A 19,449-nucleotide genomic window follows, 5' to 3' on the forward strand; every position below is an offset into this window, starting at 1 on the left:
ATGGCTGAACCTGCACGTAATGCACCTCCGCAGAAGCCAGATCGCCAACATGGGTTGCTCTACAACGTGTTGTGGGGCTGGCCATGGAAACTGATTGGTATTGTTTTCGGTTCGCTGTTACTCAGTTTGCTGATCGAATATGTTGGGATCGCTTTCTTTTGGCCAACAGAAGGATCCGCCCACAGCCTGCAGGTTATGAATACTGAGCTGGGGTATCTGTCGTCAGAATTCAAACGTAGTCTGTTGTTTTCCGAGCCTTCTGTCACGGTCATCCACTGGATAAACTCGGCGTATCACTGGGCATTTATCAACAGCGGGTTTATGGATTGGGTTAGTAACCAGTATCAGATGCAGGCAAACAGTCATAGTGAGCTCAGTCGTAGTTTAAACGCCTGGAGTGGCTGGCTGGCACAATCGCTACGGGAATATTTGTTGGCCACCGTTTATGTCACGGTAGTTACCCTGGTTAGGGTAACCATCCTGGTTCTCTCGATACCTCTGTTTGCTATGGTGGTAATTGTGGCTATTGTCGAAGGGCTGGGACGACGTGACCTGCGGCGTTTTGGCGCGGGCTATGAATCCAGTTTTCTCTATCACCATGCCAAACGCTTGGTTAAACCTGCGTTTTATGTACCCGCTATGCTGTATTTGTCCTGGCCTATGGCGGTCTACCCTAACTTATTATTGTTGCCGGCAGCGTTGCTATTCGGAACTGCCATTACGGTGACCACTGCCACATTTAAAAAGTACCTTTGATCTAAGATAATTAGATATAACAACAATAAGCTAGCGAATCAGATGCACTGGGTGGGGAAATGGTTTTTGTGTACTGGAAGCTTTAGGTGATGGTGAAATACACTGCCAGTGTAGTATGCTCTCAAGAAGAAGACATCAGGCTAGAAAAGAGAGTTCAGCCAGCGTACACCACATTCAAACTGCACGTTATCACTACAGTTCTGAATCTGTTTGTAGGCATAAGCCGTCTTAAAAAAATATTTTTCGGTGTAACAAATTTCATATCAATATGTTGAATAAATAATTTTATTAATCTGGTTTTTTATCAATGAATTAATATTCAGGATGGATAAATGGCTGCTATTACAACAGAGAAAGAACTTGCAAAGGCACTAAAAGAGGAGCAAGACACAATAACTATTGAAGGGGATCTTGCTAAAAAGACAATTAAAATAAAGGCTACCGGAAAAATTGCTTGGGCAATTGCTTTTGCAGCGATTGGGATCGCTGTGGGTGCCGCGATAGCTACGATGGGCACTGGTGGTGCAGCAGCTCCGGTGACAGGAACAGCAGCGCTTGTTGGGGCAGGTGGTGCTGTAGGTATATTGGGAGTGTCGACGACGACTTCCGCTATTACTATTGCTATTGCAGCAGGTGGCGTGAGGGCTCTGACTCAATTGAGAAAATACACCATTGTTGATAAATCGAATTCTCGTGTTGTTTTAAGACGTTCTTAACATTACTCGAGATCAGGCTGGACGAAGGCGTACAAAACTTGTTTTTGTGCGCCTTCGTCAGCAGACAAGCCACGAACGCACAATTTATGGCGCGTCAGTTTGCTAATTCAATCAGGATTGTGGCAATTGCTGCGATTGAAATCCCACATATAACAATGGAACCGATATGTAATGCTCCCCATATCCAGGCTGGGTATCTAACCTCCATCAGGAGCGAAAACTTGATAAGTAGAATCCACGCGATGACGAAGCCCGTCCATATTATTAAAAGGGAAAAACTCATATGCGATCGTTTCCATGAGGTTTTTTAGTCAATGTTATGGTAACGAGGGCATACCTTGGAAAGCAGTAATAATTCAATATCATCAAAATAAGATATTCTGGCTATCGCGATGTGCCATACATCAGCCCTATAACCCCAATTACTAGACCTGCAACGCCCAGTATCACACTGAGATATGTCATCAGACGTTCCCGTTTCGCCTGGCGTTTAGCTGAGATAGAGATATCACTGAGGGATTTTGACAGTTTGATAACATCATCCTGGCAACCAATTGCTGTGCTCTGTAGATGTTGTAGTTGTAGCCTGATGTTATCTGGAAGGTCAGAAAAAGGATCGTTTTCCTGATGCCAAACGATAAGGTTTCTAATTTTTCCCAACCGTTCATCAGTACAATCTTTTTCATTAAGATAGTCGTTGAGAATGAAATTAAGCGCGACAGATATTTTTTCTCGTTTTACACTCCATCGTTCAGCCAAAAGATAAATATCTTCATTTTTTATTTTTTCCGCATTGATTGCCTTTCTGATTGTTTCCTCATACTTGCGTCTTTTTAGGGATAGATCCAAGTCATTTAACATGAATGAGAGGAACGCAACAAACGCTACAAATAAGATCAGAAGGGCGAGTGATAAATAAAATGCAGAATTGTTAATAGAATCCATGTGAGTTCCTGTTGCATGAATGTATAGGTATATATTTCATCATAAATTTTAGACATCGCAGATAGAGTTTATCGCTGACCAACCCTTCCTGATTCCTCATCCTATGTACACCGTCAACTTACTGTGAGGTGTGCATGTTTTCTCCCTCAGTCTCAGTCCGGCTTGCTTGTCTGCTCGGTGCTTCACTGCTGTTTACCCATGCAGCAAATGCATCAGAAAAAGACGAGCTAGCCAGCACGCAGCGCTTACTTGATCAGGTCCAGGCTTCTCTGGAGCGCGCTCGCGTTGTCGCTGCGCAATCTGACCCTACTGATCGTGCCCGATACCACTTTGACTATCAACGCATTACTGCTGATTTGAATTCCATCAGAGCGGGTATCGATACCTACTTGGCACCATCCCGGGCGCAACCTCGGGAAGCCAGTTCTATTGCGGGGAACTACCGTCGGGAGAGCCCCTGATATGTCTATGACTGCCGCACAGTCTTCAGCCTTTAAATCGGCATCTGGTTTCGATCCCCAAATACTCAGCCTCATCTGTATCGGCTTTCTGTTGGCTGCGTTGTTCCTATGGGCTGCCTGGGCATTAAGTGATGTCTGGAATGGATGGGCTAACGAGAAAGTCAGAGATGCTGCGTTGGGCAGGTTTGTATTGAGAGCTGCGATCTTGTTGGTCATCAGCATTTGGATGTTTGCCAGTTAATTTTTCTACACAGAGGGTTTTTTCCATGTTTATGTTTCGCCGCCTTATCTCGTTCTTGTTCTACATTAGTGTGTTATGCCAATCCGCGTTTGCTGCTTTACCAACCGTCGAGGCTCCCCAATCTAGTGGCGGCTCAGGAATGATGGGACAGGCAAAGGGCTATCTACAGGATGGTATTGTTCTGGGGGATTACTGGTCGCCGCCATTATGTTCATTAACGTTGCCATTGCAGCTGGTCATACTTTTGTCGAAGTTCGTAATGAACGAGCAACCTGGACAAAATTTGGTGCTGTCGTTGTTGTAGGTGCTTGCTTACTTGTCATCATCATCTGGTTGCTGGGCAAATCTGCCAACATCATTTTGTAAGGTGGCGGCATGCTTACCATTCCTTTTTTACCCGATCGCCTGAATGCCGAACCCGTAGTGTTTCGTGGATTTACCACGCCAGAGTTGGGTCTTGCCGCGTTGTTTGGCGTTATTGCAGGTTTCTTGTGGTCCGTATTCCTTATTCCCCTTGCCGGCTGGGTAATTATTCCTACAGGAATGCTCTTAACCCCTCTGTTGGTCATTGGCTTCGGAGGGAGCTGGATAGCACGAATTAAACGCGGTAAGCCTGAGAATTACATCTGGCAGAAGCTGGAGGAAAAGAAACGGCGATTTGGAGTTGGGGATGAAACGTTGGTTATTCACTCTCGATGCTGGTCATTACGCCGTAGTCAATTGAAGGGAAAGGCATGAGCATCTATCGCAACGCGGTGAGAAACCGCGATCAACATATTCTGACATTACGTATTGCCTGTGGCGTTCTGGTTGCTCTTCTGCTGGTCACGATACTCGGCTGGATGCGCGCCCCCAGTAATTTGATGGTTCATAATCCTCCCGATCTCCGGGCTGGTAGTACCAAGCCCTGGTGGGAAGTTCCGGCACCGACAGTCTATAGCTTTGCGTTTTACATTTTCCAGCAACTAAACGCATGGCCTAAAAATGGCGAACAGGACTATCCCGGCAAGATATTCAACCTATCCCCGTACCTGACGCCATCTTGTCTGGATTTTCTGAATGCAGATGCGAAAAAACGCTCATTGGGTAACGAATTGCTTGACCGTGTCCGTGTGGTTTACGAGATCCCCAGGCGGGGATACAACGCGGAGAGCGTGGATGTTATCAGCCGTGATAACTGGGTTGTCCGTTTAGATTTGGTGACCGATGAGTATTACCACACCGAACCCGTTAAGCGGGTACTCGTGCGTTACCCACTAAAGGTCGTTCGTTGGGATGGGGATGCAGAACGTAACCCGTTTGGTTTGGCTCTGGATTGTTATGACGCGATGCCACAGCGTCTGGAAATATCACATCAGCCACAGCCAGAGAAAAAGGGGGTTATGCGGTGAGAGCACGATTACTTTTTCAGAGCGGTTTACTGGGATTGTTCATCACAACGTCATTACACGTTGCGGCTGATGAACTGATTAAGTGGGAACGTATCCCGCTGCAAATTCCACTAAAAGTAGGGCAAGAACGCGTTATTTTTGCGGATAAAAATGTTCGTGTCGGTTTCCCACTGGCACTGAATGACAAGTTACGCGTGCAATCGACAGGTGGGGCGGTTTATCTCAAAGCGGACAGTGCATTTCCTCAAACGCGGTTGCAGTTACAGGATCTGGAAAGCGGCGAGATTATTCTGCTCGACGTGACTGCGTCACCTAATGGCCCGACAGAACCTATCCGTCTGGTGTATAGCGGTGACGTAACCACTGTCGATAATAGCGATCGCCCAGCCAAATCATCCGGGCGTAGTAGCTCATCTTCGACTGCGGAAACAAAGTCAGACGCAAAAGAGTCTAAGGCACCTCGCTATAATGCTCCGTTGCCCGTTGTTCTGACTCGTTTTGCCGCGCAAACCCTTTACGGACCATTACGTGCAGTAGAGCCTGTTAGCGGTATTCATCCTGTTAATCCACGATTATCAGGGAAGATCACGACGCTATACCCCTCTGAACCACTTGATATTACGACGTTGTCAGCCTGGGGAGTGGGCTCTCGCTCCGTTGTGGCACTACGCGTTCGCAACACCTCAAGCCGAAAGATCATTCTCGATCCCCGGATTCTTCAGGGGCAGTTTGTTTCTGCCACATTCCAGCATCGTTGGATTGGGCCAATAGGTACACCAGAAGACACGACAACATTGTATCTGGTTACCGATAACCGCCCAGAGCTGGCATTCGTCGCAGAGCCGGTCGTTAAAGTGAGCCCGACAGCAGCTAAAGCCAGTAAGAAGGAGCGCGGCCATGCAAATTAAGTCCAATACGCTGGTAAAATTCATGGTTCCGTCGGTATTGGCCATTGGCGCATTGATTGGCGTAAAAAGCTGCCAGGGACCCGCTCAGACACAGAATACACCTGATGCTTCAACGACGACGCTGGGATTATCTCAGGATGAACTGAAGGCGTTAGGTGTCGCCGGTGATACCCCTCAGGATACGTTACGCACATTAGTCGGTTCGCTGAATCAGGTGCGTAGTGATTTAGGTAAACTCAGTCAGCAAAACGAGGATCTAAAAAAACAAAATGAGGCGCTGACCCGCCGTAGCACTGACGTGTCTGGGCAGGTGAATGAAGCCGTTTCTGATGTGCAACAGTCCTACGATACGCAGCAAAAACGCCTACAGGATGAACAGTTACGGTTACAGAATAAAATCCAGGAACTGACCGATAAACTGGCTAATTCGATGAGCAATCCCGGAGGCCATATTAGTGGAGGAAGTAGCTACCAAGGATCCTCCGGGCACGGCGATATCCCTCTGGGATTAGGGCTGGACGGTATGGGAAATGGTACCAGTGGCACTATGTCACAAGGTGCAGATGGCCTGATATGGGTACAGCCAAAAGACCAGAAACCAGCCGACCCTAATAAGACGTCCAGTTCGGGCATGCCTGCACTTCCCCAGTTTCCGACCTCTTTTCTGAACGATAATGAACTGACGCGCCAGAAGGCGGCGTATGAGCAGCAGGTGAAGGGATACTCGAACGAAAAAAATGAGGTTACAGCAGAGCCTGTTTACACCTTACCTGAGAATTCTACCTTAATCGGCAGTCGCGCAATGACGGCGCTACTGGGCCGAGTCCCGATTAACGGTACGGTGACTGACCCTTATCCCTTCAAAGTCTTAATTGGTAAAGACAACCTGACAGCAAATGGTATCGATTTACCGGATGTTGAAGGGGCGATCGTATCAGGAACAGCCAGTGGTGACTGGACGTTGTCGTGTGTTCGTGGGCAGGTCAACAATATTACGTTTGTGTTTGCCGATGGCACGGTTCGCACATTGCCGCGCTCTGACGCTAATGGCAACAGTAATAGCAATAACGGCGGCAGCAATCAGAACGCGAGTGGCTCCAGCGGAGGTATTGGCTGGATTTCTGATGAAGCGGGGATCCCGTGCATCAGTGGCGAGCGAAAGTCTAACGCATCCACCTATCTGCCTACTATTTTTGCCCTTTCTGCTGGCTCAGGGGCTGCCAGCGCGCTGAGCCAGAATCAGCAAGCGACGCAAACAAATGGTTACGGTGGAATGACGTCCTCACTCACGGGTGATGCTGGGCAGGCTGTTCTCGGTAAGGCGCTGGCCGGCGGCTTGAATGAGACGACTGACTGGGTGAAACAACGCTATGGTCAGACATTTGATGCGATTTATGTCCCACCAGGCATGCGATTAGCCGTGCATATTACCAGGCAGTTGGCGATTGATTACGAAGAAAAAGGGCGCAAGGTTCGGTACGACTTCTCGTTGCCGGCTGATGGTCGCAGTCAACGTGGTTTGGATTGAGGAGGCGAGATGGACGCTGTTCACGCCTGTTGGGAAAATATCTGGATCTTTAGCACGACATCCGTAATCGATCGGCTCCGTATAGATATTCATTATTGTCAGTCCGATTCTGAGCTGTTGGCCAAAAGTCTGGCTGAATCAGCGCAAGCCTCTCTGTACTGGGTTAACGATGATCTGTTTCTTGACGTCGGCAGCCATTGTATTCCGGTACAGGAAGGCTGTTTTTTTGTCAGACAACTGCCGCCTGCATCCATCAGGCGTTTTGAACTTGCCTGTTTTCTGGAGAAACAGACCGATCCTTTCCTGATGGCCATCGAACAGGGCCATCTTAATGACTGGCACACCGTACGGATGACGGTCGCCGAATTATCCCGTCACCCGATGTGTCGGTCATTTTCACTCATTGCCGGTCATTTTCATTTATTCCGACGTTCTGGAGAAACACATGCCTAAATGCCAGATTATGGCCACACTGCTTGTTATGGTGTTATTGAGCGGGTGCTCAACCTCAAAAGAAGAAATGCTGCCAGCTGGGGAGCACTCCATGCTGGAATTATGGAATGGCGCAGATGGCGAGGGAACGACTCGACGTTCTGCCCAGGCCAGGGATGCATTACGCCGACCGCTGAGTCCCGGAGAGCTTCAAACGTCTTTACATGACGATCGTAGCTACAGTCGAACTCAGGAGAGTGAAATCAGCCAACAGTTTCCCCGTCTGCCGAACCCAGACATGGTGATATACATTTTCCCTCATCTTGCAGAGGGCAATACGCCCGTTCCTGGTTACAGCACGGTCTTTCCCTTCTATAGCCAGACCCAGTACGCGATGCCGGGTGAACGCGTGGAGGCGCTGTAATGTTCTCACTGTTTAATAAAAAGCGCCTATCCCGCTCTCGGGAAATCCGTGTACCTGATGACGCGATCGACAATCTTGCTGAAGGTATTCCGCTCCAGATCGCGGGGCGTCCGTCGATGCAACGGCCCGGGAAGATGACGATACAGGATGAGGTCAGGCTGAATCATGCCAATCCTTCAATCATCGATTACCTGCCGTGGGCTGAATTCTTAGATAACGATAAATGTCTGCTGTTGGATGACGGCATTTCTGTCGGCGCGGTATATGAAGTCTCTCCCGTTGCTACAGAAGGACGTACGGAGGAGCGCCTGGAACAAATCCGCGATACGGTCGAGGATGCCATACAGGACAGCTTTGAAGAACTTGATGAAAACCCCTGGGTTGTGCAGTTCTTTTGTCAGGATGAGAACAATGTCGATACTTATGTCGATCACCTGAGGGGCTATGTCAAACCCCATGCGCAGGGAACGCCTTTTTCGGAGGCCTGGCTGAAGGAAACGGAGCGTCATTTACGGGGGATTGCCCGTTCGGAAGGGTTGTTTACTGATACTAAAATTACAGGCCAGCCCTGGCGTGGACAGCAGCGCCGTACGCGCATGGTGATATACCGCTGGATTGGTAAAAACAACCGAGACCCGATGTCGCCAGTCGCGATGCTCAACCAGGTCTGTGAACGTGTGACCAGTGCATTGTCTGGTGCCGGTGTAATGTGTGTGCGGCAGAATGGTCATCAGGTACATGGCTGGTTGCTGCGTCATTTTAATCCGTCGCCTGAATGGGTGGATAAAGACACGCTCTATCGCCAGGCTGCCTATTTTGACCGACGCGATACGCCTGATGGCACCATGCCGGTACTCAACGATTTTACAGAAACGCTGTGGTTCAATCCGCCACGTTCGGACGTGGAGAACGGTGTGTGGTGGTTTGATAATCAGGCGCATTGTGCGTTGCCAGTCGAGAAATTACGGCGCCCGCCAAAACCCGGCGCGATTACAGGGGAAATGCTCCGGGGAGAAAAGATCAATGCGTTGATGGATCTCTTTCCGGAGGGTACCACCCTGTGTATGACCATAGTGGTACAGCCGCAAGATAAACTGGAAGCTGATTTTACCCGGCTATCGAAGAACGCATTGGGCGAGAACACCGAGTCAGGTCGCGTTCGCCAGGATGTTAAAACCGTCAAAGAGTATCTGGGAAATCGGCACAAGTTGTACCGTGCCGGACTGACCTTCTTGTTACGCGCCGATGATGTGGAAACGCTCAATCATAAACGGGTTGAACTGACGACCGTATTGCTGGGAGCCGGCTTGCAGCCGGTGCGACCAGAGTATGACGTTGCGCCATTGAACACTTATTTACGTGCATTACCCATGTGTTTTAACCCAGAGACGGACAAGAAGCACTGGTATACCCGGCTAACGTGGGTACAGCATCTGGCAGGATTGTTACCCGTGACAGGTCGTGAAACGGGTACGGGTAATCCAGGGATCAGCTTTTTCAACCGCGGTGGTGACGTATTGTCATTCGACCCGTTGAATAAAGGTGATCGCAGCCAAAATGCCCATAAGCTGATATTCGGACCGACGGGAGCCGGGAAGTCGGCAACGATGTGCGCGATGTTATCGCAGGTGATGGCCATACACCGCCCCCGGTTGTTCATTGCTGAAGCCGGCAACTCATTTGGGCTGTTGGCCGATTATTTTGAAAGCCTTGGTCTGACAGTGAATAAGGTCAGCATCAAGCCGGGTAACGGGTTGAGTCTTCCGTTGTTTGGTGATGCGTATCAGTTGTTGAATAGCGATGTGTCTCTGGCGATTGATGCTGATGCCTTGCCTGAGCTGGACGCCGATAGCGAAGAGCAAGACGACAGTCAACAGGACAAGAAAGAAAAACGAGACATCCTGGGGGAGATGGAGATCTCAGCTCGCATGATGATCACCGGCGGTGATGCGAAGGAAGAAGCGGAGCTGAAGAGGGCCGATCGCGCAATGATCCGTGAAGCACTGGTGATGGCAGCTAAAGCTTCTTACGCAGTTTCTAAACAGATGCTGCCGTCTGATCTGCAACGCGCCCTGCTCGATATTTCCATGGATACTGAACGCAATGAGCAGCGGCGCACTAAGGCCGCGGAGATGGCTGAATCGCTAAGTATTTTCACACAGGAAGGGAGTTTTGAGGCTGAGTTGTTTAACCGTGAAGGGCAGCTCTGGCCAGAGGCAGACGTCACGTTGATAGACCTGGGATATTTTGCGCGCGAAGGGTATGAAGCACAGATGGCGTTGACCATGGTGTCACTGACGAACACCATCAACAATATTGCTGAGCGTGATCAGTACAAGAAACGGGATATCGTTTTCGCTGTCGATGAAGCGCATATTGCAACGGTTAACCCGCTGCTGGCGCCATATATGACCAAGATCGTCAAAATGTGGAGGAAATTGGGGGCCTGGCTCTGGCTGGCGACGCAAAACCTGGAGGATTTCCCTGATGCGGCCGGAAAAATGTTGAATATGGCGGAGTGGTGGCTATGCCTGGTGATGCCGAAGAAAGAAGTTGATGATATCAGCCGCTTTAAGTCTCTGACGGATGAACAGAAATCGGTGCTGATGTCGGCTAGCAAACTGGATAAATGCTACACAGAGGGGGTCGTATTATCGAAGAACGTTCAGGCGTTGTTCCGTGCCGTTCCCCCCAGTTTGTATCTGGCACTTGGTATGACAGAAAAAGAAGAAAAAGTGGAACGACGTCGTTTGATGAATGAATTCCATTGTTCGGAGCTGGAAGCGGCAATGCGGGTCGCCACAGCATTAGATAAAGCCCGTGGCTTGGTTGAGCAGGAGAAAGTTGTAGCATGATGACATTGAAATACCCTACGCCGACTATCCAAACGGAGAGTGGCCATTTTCCCATGCTTTTTAGTCTGAAACCGCAAGGCGAGGTGGGGATTTCCCTGAAAAACGACAGCGAACTGCAACAGCTACGTGATGCTATTCGTCAGCGTTTGCCTATGCAGTGCAATGTAACGTGCCATCCTCACCGGGTTGGCACCCGAGGTGCTGTCGCGCTGCATTTTGATGGCGGGCATGGTATCGGTCCCTGCGTTGATATCCTGATTTCGGTTGCCGGCACAACGAGCTGGCCAAAGCCAGATGATTACGATCATCCACGCTGGTATGTTTCTGTTCCGGATGCGGTGGATGTGGTCTACCTGGTTCTGTACCTGAAAGATATGGTTATGTGTGGTAATAATGATGATATTGGTGTTGATTCTCTATGTTAGAGTTAAAGGTATTTAATGGGGGTAGGATGATTTAACGTGAGTGCCAGACTAATGGTCTGGCATTAAAAGTCATTTTTCATAATGGGTCTATAATCTTTTTTGAGTTTTTTCCTTATGTGGTTTTTTTATTAATTTATTTAGATTTTCTTTTTCAATTATTATCCTTAACTCATTGGCTAATTCATGGTTTATATTTTTGCATCCGTTTAAGTTAAATGAATCACTCAATATCGACTTTTGAAATCTAGGCATTCTTTTTAATAAATCTAACATGGCATCATAACCAGAATGCCGCATTACATTGTCTAGCATTGTAATTGCATCTCCGTCCGAGTGTTTATCTGCATTTATTTTTTGTTCATCTATTAATGTTTTTTTATTTTTCATTATTTCTCTCTTTTTTTGATTGTATATATTTATATATTGTTTTTTTTGTAAAAGAAATTTTTTTTCATATTTTTTATGATTTTTTTTCAGGGAATTTATTTTTCTATTTGGAAAAAGAGTTTATTGCTGTTTATCTCCTAGGTCTGCTGCAACCTGAAGGGTATTTATTAACCTAAAGGAGTGCGGTGATGAATGGCAAAATTTATGCTTTTCTTCTCCTATTTTTACCTGTTCCATTATTGGCCAACCCCGTTGTCTACACCGACCAGGAACATCCTCCCAGCAATCTGACACCAGAGACTCAAGTAGTCTGGCTGGATGCGCCGGAGCGACTGCAGCGTGCAGTTTTTGGCGAGTTTTCAGCCTCGATGGAGCAAGCGACAGGGCAGGTTCAGGCTGTCATGCGTTCCCCACAGTGGCAACAGCATGAGAACGATCTTCAAACAGCTTATCGTGGTGTGGTGCATGCATGGGAAATTGGCGTGCAAAAATATCCCGCTGTTGTTTTTGACGATCGCGACGTGGTGTACGGTACGGCTGATGTTGCGATGGCACTTGCATATAAAATGCAGGAAGGGGGCGTCCATGAGTAGATGGAGACCCGGTTACGGCCGATTGCAGTTGGCATTATGCTCACGACGGCGTGTGAGCCCGCAGCGATTGCTGCCGTTAACACTGCGCAAATTGTTGCCAGTGCTATTTCTCCCGGATGTATCAGCTGGCGTGTCAGTGGCATTTGTTACTGGCTATTCTGCACGCAATTCGGCTGTACCATTCGCACGTCCGTCAAAGTTACTCACTTTATCCCAGATGCGGTCGTGTCCACGTACATGGCTTCTGGCGGTAATCCCTGGACTGAGATGTCTCCAGTCAGCCAGGGCGCGGGAGGGTTGGAAAGTACGATTACCAGTGGATTAAGTGGGATCGCTGCCGGCGGTGGGAACGCGGCAGACATTAAAGACCCTGGTCGACGAAAATCCAACATCAAATTTAAGTATGCGGATGCGATAGGCCATCCCGCCTCGACACTCATTGGTGGGCAAATTCCCGGTTATTCCTGCGACAGTGTTGCCACGCCGCTCATGCCGTATTTTCTGAGTACGCTGGATTCTCTCGCCTGGCGAACGGGAGTTCCTGAATCGTTGTATCCGGAGGCGCTCATTCCTGGCCAACGTGAAGTCGGTAGCACAGCATCAGGGAATATGTGGGGGAATGTTTATCCCCGATCTGGATTTATCCAGCATACCGATGACGATAAAGCGTCAGCTGTGGTCGCCCAGCGCGTGGCTGACATTATTACGCGTTCTGGGCAACTACATGTTTATCAGCCCCTGACAGGCTCCCGCCGTGATGGGTATTGGCCTCCTGAATCCGTAGTGGAAAACACCAACAATCACAAGTGGCAGCGTTTGTCTCCACAGCTAACGTCCTCATGCGCGATCTTCCCTGATGGTGATCGCATGTCAGCTGAAAATGGCAGTGCAGCCTATACCCTCTGGCAACCGTACAGTTGCTGTCAACGCCGCGGTCAGCGGTTGTTATCTGTTACGAATTTTTAAGGAATAACGATGAGAATGAAGTTTTGCGTGCTGGCTATCGGCCTGCAATGGGTTACGCCGTGCGTTCTCGCCGATCAGTTCAACGTCAATTTGCCTCAGGCAAACAGCGGTTCGCCGGGGTATGGGGCTGATGTCAGTGGTGCAGTATCAGACAAACTATTTTATACGCTTGGTGGCGGCTCTGTAATTTCACAGCCGGCGACGCGTATCAGTATGGAGAAGCTGGGTGTCGATCTCGGTTGGAGCTCTGATCTGCAGTGCGGTAATTTTGACCTGAAAACAACGGTTGGTAATCAGTTGAATGGAGTGACATCAGGATTCAAAAACCTGATGGGGGAAGTCATTCAGGGGGCGACTGGTGCTGTGTCCAGTTTACCTGGCGCCATTATTCAACGAGCGAGCCCAGGACTCTATGACATGCTGACTAACGGCGTTCTCCAGGCAAATGTCGCGTTTGATAAGGCCATGTTTAACTGCCAAAACATGACCAAACGGATGATGGATTTTTCGGACTCCAGCAAATGGACTCAATCAGCACAGGCCGATGAATACAAGCAACTGGTCAACAGCGGAAAAGCGGATGCCATTCAAACGGATAACGATTCCCAGAAACTCACCGGCAATAATGGCCAAAACTGGATTGGTGGTCAACGACGTGGCGGTAAAGGGCAACCGGCTATTCGTCCAACACACGATTTGGCGGCCGCGGGTTATAACATGATGAACAGTCAGCCCGTGTTGAGTACATCTTCCGTCAGTACCAGCAATTGTACGGGCTCTGTTTGTCAAAAATTCGCTAACTCGGAGGAAGCTGCAAAAGCTGTCGTTCAGGTACTTGGCGATCGCTCGATGCGGACGTGTAAGGTTGCCTCTGAATGCACCAGTGGGGATGAAGCTCAGCAACCCGGTACGACTCAGGCGGGAACGGGATTTGCCCCCATGTTGGAGGATGCGACGAAAGCCAATCTGGAACAACTGGTGAAAATGGTTAATGGGGTTGAGAAACCAACGGCTGCGAATCTGGCCAAACTGAAAGCCGGTAGCCTGACTATCACCAGTGGCGTTATCCGGGCGTTACAACGCGACCCGGATAACGCTGCGTTAACGGGACGGTTGGCGAGCGAGCTGGCGATGGCGGATACGGTTGAGACGGCATTACTGATGCGCCGTATGCTGATGACCGGAATGTCTGAACCCAATGCCGCCGCTCAGGAAGCGGCGGTTGATGAGGGTACCCGGCGCATTGAGTCGCTCGATCGGGAAATCAATGCACTGAAGAACGAGATGGAGCTCAAGCGCGAACTGGCACGTAACTCGGTTCTGACGATCATCGAACGGGAAAACAGTCGTGTTGAAACTAACCCGCAGAAGCAAATCCAGGACAACACGGATACGCGTTTCAACCAGATGACTATTCCTGTCCAGAGTAACTAACTATGCCTGAATCTAAAGAGATTTCACCCCAATCCTCTCTGAAACGACTACGCCAGGGAACCAAAGTGCTGCTGCTCGTGCTGGCCTTCGGCTCTGGCGTTATGTTTATTGCATTTTTGATTGCGAGTATTGGTGTGTCCTATCCGGATGAATTCTTAGCGCTACGCCACTGGATGCAGCGAACGAGCATTGGCTGGTTGGTCTGGCGGTTGACGTTGTATAGCGTGCTGGAATGGGGATTCTGGAAAATCTGGCATGCCCCAGGATGTAAGCCGGAGTATAGAGCATCGCTGAAGCGGATGGGCATCGTGAGCGTGATGTTTTTACTAGCGTGTGAATATGCCATGTATCTCGATACAGGAACGACACGATGACCACGAACAGCTATCTCGAGTATTTTCTGACGCTGTTAGGCTGGGTCATTAATAATGGCCTGTGGAACATCCTGATTGGTACTGGGCTTTTTGCTGCGCCGCTGGCATTCAAGGTCGTTGGCATCTGGATGAAAGTTCGGGAAGAAGGGGAGGATGAAGGCAATAAAGGGATGCTGTCACTGCCCCGTATCGAGAACGCGTTGTACGGTGCGTTCTTTGTGATGCTGGCCTGTTGCGTTCCGTTGATTAATCTGAGCTTGAGTACCATGCAGTACGATACATCCCGGGCAAAAATGTGTGGAACCTGGACAACACAGTCTCCGGATGACAGTGGGTATTCCAGCGTGGTGTCTAGCCTCGGCGATCAAACAGCCGCGGTACCCTTCTGGTGGGCTGTCGTACACCGCCTGTCAAAAGGCGTCACGCAGGCTGCGGTCGCAACCATTCCCTGTCGGCCGGATTTGCGCCAGGTTCGTTTTGAGGTGCAGAGGACCAACATCAGTAATCCGGCTCTGGCTGAAGAGCTGCAGGACTTTACCAACGACTGCTATGCGCTCGCGTTATACACGTGGAAACAACAAGATCAGGGGGCCACAACGGATAAGGATGTGCTGAAGGACATCGAATGGCTAGGCAGCTCAACATTCCGCTCCCGCTATTATGGTGAACTGAACTCAAAAATGCCGCGGTCAAATTTTCCCTGGAGCGATGCCAGGGACAGTGGCCGGCCGAACACGGGGCGGGGGGTTATCCTACCTGTAATGAATGGTGGTCCACAGCGGATACCGGCTTGCAGGATAGAGTAGTCAATCAAGCTGATCCGGGCATGTGGCTGCGTCTTTCTGCCGCACTGAAAATGATGGGGAAAAGCACTGCTGACTATAAAGAAGCGGTGATCAGGCGTTTGGTGAGTCCTCAGAGCCTAAATATCTCTCAGGGAGGGCAGGTTTACGCTGGTTACGGGGGTAATGCGGACTTCACTACGATGAATACCGTCAATCGGTTTGGTGCCATTGCCGGCGGCGCGTTGGGAAGTCTGGGGGCATTTCCGGCATTTGATGCGATGCGTCAGGCCCTACCAATGGTTCAAGCTATTTTACTGATGGCCACGTATGTCATGTTACCGTTGATTCTCGCTTTTGGTGTTTATGACTTCAAGGTCGTAGTTACTTTGACATTCGTTATATTCGCACTGAATTTCCTGACGTTCTGGTGGGAATTAGCGCGTTGGCTCGACAGTTGGTTACTTGAAGCACTGTACAGTTCTGATACCCATAGCCGGTTTAATCTGGCAGGTTTTCAGAATACTTCTGACGATATGGTCATGAACTTTGTTATGGGAACAATGTTTCTTGTACTTCCCACCGTATGGATTGGTGCGTTGTCGTGGGCTGGCGTAAATATAGGAAATGTAATGTCAAATGCGATCGGTACTGGTGTGTCTAAAGCTCAGAGTTCTGCTGAACAGGCGGGAGGCGCTGCATCAAAAGGGATTAGTTCATTCGCCGGAGGAGTTAATGAGGGCTCGAAATAGTCAAAAATGAAAGGGGGAGCGTGAGCTCCCCTTTAGTTCTAATATTGATTATAGTTTTTAACATCATCACCGTAAGGACACCCGTGATAATGTGGGTCATTATGGGGATGGCTTAAATCAAAGTAGTCAGTTTCTTTCGATGACTCGAATGTCGAAAGGCCAACAAATCCATCTGTGCTATGGTTTTGTTCCGCTGCCTTATTGGAGATGTTTCCACAGAGAATCGATGCCAAGCCCGCAGCAAACAGTAGAACAACTGAAAGGATTGCACTTCCTAGTAGTATTCCAGATACAAACAACACGAGTCCTGCGACAACAGGAATATGACCTATCAGCTTGGGTAAATGGTTTTTGGTCGCCCATCTTACGCATGCCATATCCAATTCTTTCAGGCGGTTTCTGGTACCCTTCCAGATACCTGCAGCTTTAAGTCCACGCTGATAGGCTTGGTTCTTTGCTGTGCTCGGCATATGAATATCCTTATCGATGGAATATTTTATGGTTACATTTTAGTCTAGTGAAGAGCGCAAATCCATCAAATAAAAAGAAAGTACATACTGCTTTGCCAGAGTTTTTGCTGCTATAAAACAGGCTTCAAACAAGGGGGCAGTGATCCCACTCCGATTTTAGAGCCAGTATGTCGCTAATCCCAAATGATGTCAATTTATCATAATCGTGTACTTTTTTAATAATCATGCACTATTTGTTGTGATTGATTGTTGTTGAGTGTAGATTAGCGTAATCAAAATAATCTTAAGTTCATTCAGGATGCACCATATGACGAAGCAACCTCGTTTACCGCAAGAGGCAAATGAAAACAGTATTACGATTGCCCTGCGTAATGTGTCTCCTCAATTGGATTCCACTATCACCGATCTGGCTTTTGTGGCTGGTAAGCCGAAAGCGACATTTGTTAAAGAATTTCTTGAGAAAAACTTGAGTGACCATATCCGTAATTTCGGGATGAAAAACAGTCTCGTGTCATCGCTGGACCATGAAATTGCGGCTTACATTGGTGCGGAACTGCTTGATGGAGAGTTTCACTCGGAACAAGTCAGTTACTGGAATCAGGAGTATCGTCGGCTGTTGAACATCGGTAACGAGGATGATCTGCGTCGTATTCTGATGGCCAATGTTCCATTCCTTATTCCGCGAGCTGACCAGGTTCTGTCTGGCTATAAACGGATCCCGCGTGGTATCTCTGTAACCTTTTGCCTTTTTTCAGAGTTAGCGAGCTGTAGCAGGGAGATTATTGACGAGGCCTGGCGAAATATTTTTTATTCGCCTCTTCCTGATCGCCGGCATCGTTTCTACCTTCATATCGACCAAATTCGTGCCCTCAAGAAATTGTCTTCTGTCTCTGGTGCACTCAGTTGGACAAATGAAAATGTGACGGTAAATATCTGGCAACCGGGGGAGTATCAGTATGGGGCATGGCGTGTGCTTATTTGCCTTGGCGATAATGTTAATGAACCTCAGAAGGCATTTTCATTCCCAGAACTTCAGCGACGATTACTATTACCCGACACTGACTATCAGGCGGTGACAGCAATGGGACTCTCTGAACCATCAATTGGCTTTCGGTTCCGTGCTCGTATCAGTGAGATGCATTTGTATTCAAATGGTGTTGCTGAAAATGACAACCCTGTTTCCCTCGAACAAGTGGCTCGCGCCCTTATTCAAACAGTGACTCAACGTCTGTAATATTTTGTGAAGCCAAGTATATAATGCGTGGATTATTAACGAGAAAAGCCACCGCGAGGGTGGCTTTTCCGATACTAACTTAATACGCACGGGTCCGAAGAAATCCGCGCCTTGATGCGTGAAATCTAACAGTATCTGTTGCCCACGTCAACATCAATACTGACTTTAAGGCCCTGGAGGGCAGTATGGAACTGGAAGACTATATCTCACCCGAAAGGCTAAAAATTTACACTGATGTGCTGAAGCTCAAGCCAGGCGAAGAGCTTGGGGGGTATAACTGGAATAAGACGCTCTCTGGTGCGATGCAACCACTGATGCACTGCCTTGAGGTAACGCTACGCAATGCTATCGATCATGCTATTCGCCGCCATCCTTTGCCTGGAGCCGTCGATCACTGGCGTACTGATGCTAACTGGATCTTTGATCTGCCACGTTACATTGGTGATAAGACATGGATACGGCAGGGAAACCGTTACAAGAAAAACTCACAGGGTCAGGTTATTTATCGTCGCGGGCAACCTGTTTACGACAAAACAGCCTGGGAAGAGGATTGCATTCGTAAAGTTTCAAAGCGAATTCGTGAGGCAGGGAAGGCTCCAACAGCAGAGCGTTTAATCTCTGGACTTGATTTTGGTTTTTGGACCAATTTTTTGACTCATACTTATGACGAACCTCGAAAGTATTCATTGCTGTGGCCTCAGTTACTACCGGAGGTATTCCCCGGTGCACCCGCCGGGACACCTCGTCATGTCCTGGAGAAAAAATTTACTCGCATACGAGATCTGCGCAACCGGCTTGCCCATCACGAAGCTATCTGGAAATTTCAAGAGGTAGATCCCTCGACTGGAAAACCCGATTATAGCCGTCCTGTCTATGGTTTAAATGCGTCATTAAGGTTACTCCGTAGAGCATGGAACGACATACTGGAGGCGCTGTATTGGGTAAGTCCGGCACGGCATGCCTCTTTTATTTCTGAAGAGCATCATATGAGATTCGAGGCACTAGCCACACAGGATGGATTATATAGCTTCATTGGTCGGGGGTTGGTAACGGAGGAACTAAACGTCCGACGTAGCAGAGAACTCAGAAAGATGTTGCGTATGCTGCGTCAGAAAAAAATTCTGAAACTGACAACTCGGGGAAGTGTTGTTGCCATTATCGGACCTGATTTTATCCGGCAGGAAAAATAATCCCAATCTAAAGAATAAGCGATGAAAAAGGAGTCGCCCTTTCCGAAGGTCAGAGCGATATCTTACATCTGTAGAAGATGGGCATGCAGGTTACACACATCACACTAATAATCCGGTGTGTTTTAGTGATAGTTGTACATAAGGCATGGATCTTACTGGGCATTCATTCGATAGCAAAACTTAAT

General features: G+C 48.6%; 21 protein-coding genes and 2 pseudogenes. 20 read left to right on the forward strand and 3 right to left on the reverse strand.

What is annotated here, in order from left to right; translation table 11 throughout:
* Positions 1–756, forward strand: a complete 756-nt coding sequence (locus tag EO763_RS04985) for a TIGR03747 family integrating conjugative element membrane protein (RefSeq protein ID WP_161528278.1) — start codon at positions 1–3, stop codon at positions 754–756.
* A 332-nt stretch (positions 757–1,088) separates the two neighbouring features.
* Positions 1,089–1,472: a hypothetical protein gene (locus EO763_RS04990; protein ID WP_161528279.1), complete on the forward strand. Its 384-nt coding sequence runs from the start codon at positions 1,089–1,091 to the stop codon at positions 1,470–1,472.
* 384 nt (positions 1,473–1,856) lie between these two features.
* On the opposite strand, the gene EO763_RS04995 is transcribed toward EO763_RS04990, so the two are convergent.
* Positions 1,857–2,417, reverse strand: coding sequence for a hypothetical protein (locus EO763_RS04995; RefSeq protein ID WP_161528280.1), 561 nt, complete (start codon positions 2,415–2,417; stop codon positions 1,857–1,859).
* A 134-nt stretch (positions 2,418–2,551) separates the two neighbouring features.
* Here EO763_RS04995 and EO763_RS05000 point away from each other — a divergent pair, with 134 nt between their 5' ends.
* The 11 genes and pseudogenes from EO763_RS05000 (at position 2,552) to EO763_RS05050 (ending at position 11,082) form a co-directional block, all read left to right on the forward strand.
* Positions 2,552–2,878 carry an integrative conjugative element protein, RAQPRD family gene (locus tag EO763_RS05000; protein WP_161528281.1) on the forward strand — a complete coding sequence of 109 codons (327 nt, stop codon included), beginning with the start codon at positions 2,552–2,554 and terminating at the stop codon, positions 2,876–2,878.
* 1 nt (position 2,879) lies between these two features.
* Positions 2,880–3,119 (forward strand): TIGR03758 family integrating conjugative element protein, encoded by a 240-nt coding sequence (locus EO763_RS05005; protein ID WP_103160225.1) that lies wholly within the window; start codon positions 2,880–2,882, stop codon positions 3,117–3,119.
* A 25-nt stretch (positions 3,120–3,144) separates the two neighbouring features.
* A pseudogene (locus EO763_RS05010) lies at positions 3,145–3,485 on the forward strand (TIGR03745 family integrating conjugative element membrane protein).
* Positions 3,486–3,494: 9 nt separating this feature from the next.
* Positions 3,495–3,857: a TIGR03750 family conjugal transfer protein gene (locus EO763_RS05015; protein WP_161528282.1), complete on the forward strand. Its 363-nt coding sequence runs from the start codon at positions 3,495–3,497 to the stop codon at positions 3,855–3,857.
* Positions 3,854–4,510 (forward strand): PFL_4703 family integrating conjugative element protein, encoded by a 657-nt coding sequence (locus EO763_RS05020; RefSeq protein ID WP_161528283.1) that lies wholly within the window; start codon positions 3,854–3,856, stop codon positions 4,508–4,510. Before EO763_RS05015 ends, EO763_RS05020 begins: the two co-directional genes overlap by 4 nt.
* Positions 4,507–5,418, forward strand: coding sequence for a TIGR03749 family integrating conjugative element protein (locus EO763_RS05025; protein ID WP_161528284.1), 912 nt, complete (start codon positions 4,507–4,509; stop codon positions 5,416–5,418). Before EO763_RS05020 ends, EO763_RS05025 begins: the two co-directional genes overlap by 4 nt.
* Positions 5,408–6,946, forward strand: a complete 1,539-nt coding sequence (locus EO763_RS05030) for a TIGR03752 family integrating conjugative element protein (RefSeq protein ID WP_161528285.1) — start codon at positions 5,408–5,410, stop codon at positions 6,944–6,946. Before EO763_RS05025 ends, EO763_RS05030 begins: the two co-directional genes overlap by 11 nt.
* 9 nt (positions 6,947–6,955) lie before the next feature.
* A complete protein-coding gene (locus tag EO763_RS05035) occupies positions 6,956–7,399 on the forward strand; it encodes a hypothetical protein (protein WP_039507447.1) in 444 nt (147 codons plus the stop codon).
* Positions 7,392–7,802 carry a TIGR03751 family conjugal transfer lipoprotein gene (locus tag EO763_RS05040; protein ID WP_161528286.1) on the forward strand — a complete coding sequence of 137 codons (411 nt, stop codon included), beginning with the start codon at positions 7,392–7,394 and terminating at the stop codon, positions 7,800–7,802. Before EO763_RS05035 ends, EO763_RS05040 begins: the two co-directional genes overlap by 8 nt.
* Positions 7,802–10,657 carry a conjugative transfer ATPase gene (locus EO763_RS05045; RefSeq protein ID WP_161528287.1) on the forward strand — a complete coding sequence of 952 codons (2,856 nt, stop codon included), beginning with the start codon at positions 7,802–7,804 and terminating at the stop codon, positions 10,655–10,657. The genes EO763_RS05040 and EO763_RS05045 overlap by 1 nt, the downstream gene beginning before the upstream one ends.
* Complete coding sequence (locus EO763_RS05050; protein ID WP_161528288.1) at positions 10,654–11,082, forward strand: acetyltransferase; 429 nt, start codon at positions 10,654–10,656, stop codon at positions 11,080–11,082. The genes EO763_RS05045 and EO763_RS05050 overlap by 4 nt, the downstream gene beginning before the upstream one ends.
* Before the next feature lie 87 nt (positions 11,083–11,169).
* Here EO763_RS05050 and EO763_RS05055 read toward each other — a convergent pair whose 3' ends face one another.
* Complete coding sequence (locus EO763_RS05055; protein WP_161528289.1) at positions 11,170–11,469, reverse strand: hypothetical protein; 300 nt, start codon at positions 11,467–11,469, stop codon at positions 11,170–11,172.
* 188 nt (positions 11,470–11,657) lie between these two features.
* On the opposite strand from EO763_RS05055, the gene EO763_RS05060 reads away from it, so the two are divergent.
* The 5 genes and pseudogenes from EO763_RS05060 (at position 11,658) to EO763_RS05080 (ending at position 16,370) form a co-directional block, all read left to right on the forward strand.
* Positions 11,658–12,062 carry a TIGR03757 family integrating conjugative element protein gene (locus EO763_RS05060; RefSeq protein ID WP_161528290.1) on the forward strand — a complete coding sequence of 135 codons (405 nt, stop codon included), beginning with the start codon at positions 11,658–11,660 and terminating at the stop codon, positions 12,060–12,062.
* Positions 12,063–13,028, forward strand: a complete 966-nt coding sequence (locus EO763_RS05065; RefSeq protein WP_161528291.1) for a TIGR03756 family integrating conjugative element protein — start codon at positions 12,063–12,065, stop codon at positions 13,026–13,028.
* Positions 13,029–13,037: 9 nt separating this feature from the next.
* Complete coding sequence (locus tag EO763_RS05070) at positions 13,038–14,462, forward strand: integrating conjugative element protein (protein WP_161528292.1); 1,425 nt, start codon at positions 13,038–13,040, stop codon at positions 14,460–14,462.
* 2 nt (positions 14,463–14,464) lie between these two features.
* Positions 14,465–14,836, forward strand: coding sequence for a hypothetical protein (locus EO763_RS05075; protein ID WP_161528293.1), 372 nt, complete (start codon positions 14,465–14,467; stop codon positions 14,834–14,836).
* Positions 14,833–16,370, forward strand: a pseudogene (locus EO763_RS05080) (conjugal transfer protein TraG N-terminal domain-containing protein). Before EO763_RS05075 ends, EO763_RS05080 begins: the two are co-directional and overlap by 4 nt.
* A gap of 38 nt (positions 16,371–16,408) precedes the next feature.
* Here EO763_RS05080 and EO763_RS05085 read toward each other — a convergent pair.
* The gene (locus EO763_RS05085) at positions 16,409–16,840 is read right to left on the reverse strand and encodes a hypothetical protein (protein WP_116166356.1); all 432 of its coding nucleotides are present in this window, start codon (positions 16,838–16,840) and stop codon (positions 16,409–16,411) included.
* 307 nt (positions 16,841–17,147) lie between these two features.
* Between EO763_RS05085 and EO763_RS05090 the strand changes: the two genes are divergently transcribed.
* A complete protein-coding gene (locus EO763_RS05090; RefSeq protein WP_116166357.1) occupies positions 17,148–18,074 on the forward strand; it encodes a hypothetical protein in 927 nt (308 codons plus the stop codon).
* A gap of 185 nt (positions 18,075–18,259) precedes the next feature.
* Positions 18,260–19,264, forward strand: coding sequence for an Abi family protein (locus tag EO763_RS05095; protein ID WP_116166358.1), 1,005 nt, complete (start codon positions 18,260–18,262; stop codon positions 19,262–19,264).
* Positions 19,265–19,449: the final 185 nt, after the last annotated feature.

It is taken from the genome of Pectobacterium odoriferum (assembly GCF_009931295.1).
Classification (GTDB): Bacteria; Pseudomonadota; Gammaproteobacteria; order Enterobacterales; family Enterobacteriaceae; genus Pectobacterium; species Pectobacterium odoriferum.

Bases quoted from the DNA above. Each gene is read 5' to 3' on its own strand.
- EO763_RS04985 (WP_161528278.1), top strand. From the start codon at position 1: ATGGCTGAACCTGCACGTAATGCACCTCCGCAGAAGCCAGATCGCCAA.
- EO763_RS04990 (WP_161528279.1), top strand. From the start codon at position 1,089: ATGGCTGCTATTACAACAGAGAAAGAACTTGCAAAGGCACTAAAAGAG.
- EO763_RS04995 (WP_161528280.1), bottom strand. From the start codon at position 2,417: ATGGATTCTATTAACAATTCTGCATTTTATTTATCACTCGCCCTTCTG.
- EO763_RS05000 (WP_161528281.1), top strand. From the start codon at position 2,552: ATGTTTTCTCCCTCAGTCTCAGTCCGGCTTGCTTGTCTGCTCGGTGCT.
- EO763_RS05005 (WP_103160225.1), top strand. From the start codon at position 2,880: ATGTCTATGACTGCCGCACAGTCTTCAGCCTTTAAATCGGCATCTGGT.
- EO763_RS05015 (WP_161528282.1), top strand. From the start codon at position 3,495: ATGCTTACCATTCCTTTTTTACCCGATCGCCTGAATGCCGAACCCGTA.
- EO763_RS05020 (WP_161528283.1), top strand. From the start codon at position 3,854: ATGAGCATCTATCGCAACGCGGTGAGAAACCGCGATCAACATATTCTG.
- EO763_RS05030 (WP_161528285.1), top strand. From the start codon at position 5,408: ATGCAAATTAAGTCCAATACGCTGGTAAAATTCATGGTTCCGTCGGTA.
- EO763_RS05035 (WP_039507447.1), top strand. From the start codon at position 6,956: ATGGACGCTGTTCACGCCTGTTGGGAAAATATCTGGATCTTTAGCACG.
- EO763_RS05040 (WP_161528286.1), top strand. From the start codon at position 7,392: ATGCCTAAATGCCAGATTATGGCCACACTGCTTGTTATGGTGTTATTG.
- EO763_RS05045 (WP_161528287.1), top strand. From the start codon at position 7,802: ATGTTCTCACTGTTTAATAAAAAGCGCCTATCCCGCTCTCGGGAAATC.
- EO763_RS05050 (WP_161528288.1), top strand. From the start codon at position 10,654: ATGATGACATTGAAATACCCTACGCCGACTATCCAAACGGAGAGTGGC.
- EO763_RS05055 (WP_161528289.1), bottom strand. From the start codon at position 11,469: ATGAAAAATAAAAAAACATTAATAGATGAACAAAAAATAAATGCAGAT.
- EO763_RS05060 (WP_161528290.1), top strand. From the start codon at position 11,658: ATGAATGGCAAAATTTATGCTTTTCTTCTCCTATTTTTACCTGTTCCA.
- EO763_RS05065 (WP_161528291.1), top strand. From the start codon at position 12,063: ATGGAGACCCGGTTACGGCCGATTGCAGTTGGCATTATGCTCACGACG.
- EO763_RS05070 (WP_161528292.1), top strand. From the start codon at position 13,038: ATGAGAATGAAGTTTTGCGTGCTGGCTATCGGCCTGCAATGGGTTACG.
- EO763_RS05075 (WP_161528293.1), top strand. From the start codon at position 14,465: ATGCCTGAATCTAAAGAGATTTCACCCCAATCCTCTCTGAAACGACTA.
- EO763_RS05085 (WP_116166356.1), bottom strand. From the start codon at position 16,840: ATGCCGAGCACAGCAAAGAACCAAGCCTATCAGCGTGGACTTAAAGCT.
- EO763_RS05090 (WP_116166357.1), top strand. From the start codon at position 17,148: ATGACGAAGCAACCTCGTTTACCGCAAGAGGCAAATGAAAACAGTATT.
- EO763_RS05095 (WP_116166358.1), top strand. From the start codon at position 18,260: ATGGAACTGGAAGACTATATCTCACCCGAAAGGCTAAAAATTTACACT.